This is a genomic window from Pseudomonas sp. BS-2016 (assembly GCF_001806145.1).
In the GTDB taxonomy this organism is placed as follows: domain Bacteria; phylum Pseudomonadota; class Gammaproteobacteria; order Pseudomonadales; family Pseudomonadaceae; genus Aquipseudomonas; species Aquipseudomonas lundensis.
This window is the reverse complement of record NZ_MLCT01000134.1, coordinates 1-1,921: the sequence shown is the minus strand read 5'-3', so window position 1 is coordinate 1,921 and position 1,921 is coordinate 1. Positions and strand designations below refer to the sequence as shown.

The following is a 1,921-nucleotide window of genomic DNA, read 5'->3' as shown; positions in this document are numbered from 1 at the left end:
GCAAAATCCAAAAGGTGAACTTCCAGGTGGGCCTTGCCATCACCTGCAACCGTGGGTCTGACGCCTATATTGGCGACTCCCGGCCACGATTGGCCATCGATGTCGACACTTACCAGGTAAACCCCGGTCAGCGGCACACGACGGCGCTTGAGTTGCACGTTTGCGGTTGGCGTGCCCAATTGGCGCGCCAGCTTCTGGCCGTGCAATACCCGTCCGGCAATGCGGAACGGGCGGCCGAGCAAACGCTCGGCCAGGTCGAAGTCGGCGGCGGCTAGGGCGTTACGCACCTGGGTGCTGCTCACGCGCAGGCCGTCCAGTTCGACGGTTTGCGCGGCCTCGACAGTGAAACCCTGATTCACACCGGCATGTTGCAGGAAATCGAAATCCCCGACCCGGTCACAACCGAAATGGAAGTCGTCGCCGACCTCCAGGTGCTGCACACCCAAGCCGTCCACCAGGATGCGGTCGACGAACTCGGCGGCGCTGAGGCTGCGCAAACGCTGGTTGAATGCCAGGCAGAGGACACGGTCCACGCCCTCCTCCGCCAACAGCTGCAACTTGTCCCGCAAGCGCGCCAAGCGTGCCGGCGCCGTTTCCGGAGTAAAGAACTCCCGCGGTTGTGGCTCAAAAATCACCACGCAGCTGGGCACGCCCAACTCGACCGCACGCTCGCGCAGCCGAGCCAGGATAGCCTGGTGGCCACGGTGAACACCGTCAAAGTTGCCAATAGTGGCGACGCAGCCCCGATGCTCGGGGCGCAGGTTGTGGAGACCTCGAACCAGCTGCATAACGCGCTTCTTGCTCATAAAGTGGTCGATTATAACCACACCCAGCCCCGGACGACAGGCAACAGCGCAGGCCAAATGGATCGAATCGATAAAACAACCGTTTTATCGCGGCAAACTCTCTATCCCAACGACTTGCGATTGAAATCACGCAGGCGGAAACCCTGCAACAGCAACATCCCGAAGTACACCACCACGCCCGCCACTACCAATGCGCCCAGGCGCATGAAGCGCTCCAGCATATTGCCTTGGCCCCAGGCCGGCATGATGTGCATCAGGCCAAACAGCACAACCGACATCGCTGCTACCGCCACCAGCAACTTGAGCGCAAACACCCCCCAGCCTGGCTGCGGCTGGTACATCTGTTTTTTGCGCAATTGGTAAAACAGCAGACCTGCGTTTATGCATGCCCCCGCGCTGATCGCCAAGGCCAGGCCGGCGTGGGCCAACGGGCCGATAAACACCAGGTTGAGCAGTTGCGTGACAACCAGGGTAAAAATCGCGATTTTCACCGGCGTGCGGATGTTTTGCTGGGCATAGAAGCCGGGCGCCAGCACCTTGATCACGATAATGCCGAGCAGGCCGACAGAGTAGGCGACCAACGCATGCTGGGTCATCAAGGCGTCATGGGCGTCGAACTGCCCGTATTGAAACAGCGAGACCGTCAGCGGCTCGGCGAGGATGCCCAGGGCCAGGGCGCACGGCAACACCAGCAGAAAGCACAGGCGCAGGCCCCAATCGAGTATGCGTGAGTATTCCTGGCGATCCTTGCTGGCGTATGTACGCGCCAGGGTCGGCAGCAGGATCGTGCCCAACGCCACGCCCAGCACACCGGATGGCAATTCCATCAGGCGGTCGGCGTAGTACATCCACGACACCGAGCCGGACACCAGCAACGAGGCGAACGCGGTGTTGATGATCAGGGAAATCTGACTGACCGACACCCCGAGGATCGCCGGCAGCATGTTGCGCATCACGCGCCAGACGCCGGAATCCTTGAGGTTCAAGCGCGGCAGTACAAGCATGCCGATTTTCTTCAGGTGTGGCAGTTGGTACAGCAACTGTGCCAGCCCGCCGGCCAGGACTGCCCAGCCCAGGGCCATGACGGGTGGATCGAAATACGGGGTAAGGAACAG

At 61.2% G+C, this 1,921-nt stretch carries 2 protein-coding genes; both read right to left on the bottom strand.

All coding sequences use genetic code 11. From position 1 onward, the window contains the following. Positions 1–788: bifunctional riboflavin kinase/FAD synthetase (gene ribF / locus BKD70_RS23025; protein WP_070415470.1), on the bottom strand; the 788-nt coding region annotated here is incomplete at its 3' end. Between the two features lie 119 nt (positions 789–907). After that, the coding region (gene murJ, locus BKD70_RS23020; protein ID WP_070415469.1) for a murein biosynthesis integral membrane protein MurJ at positions 908–1,921 on the bottom strand (1,014 nt) is incomplete at its 5' end.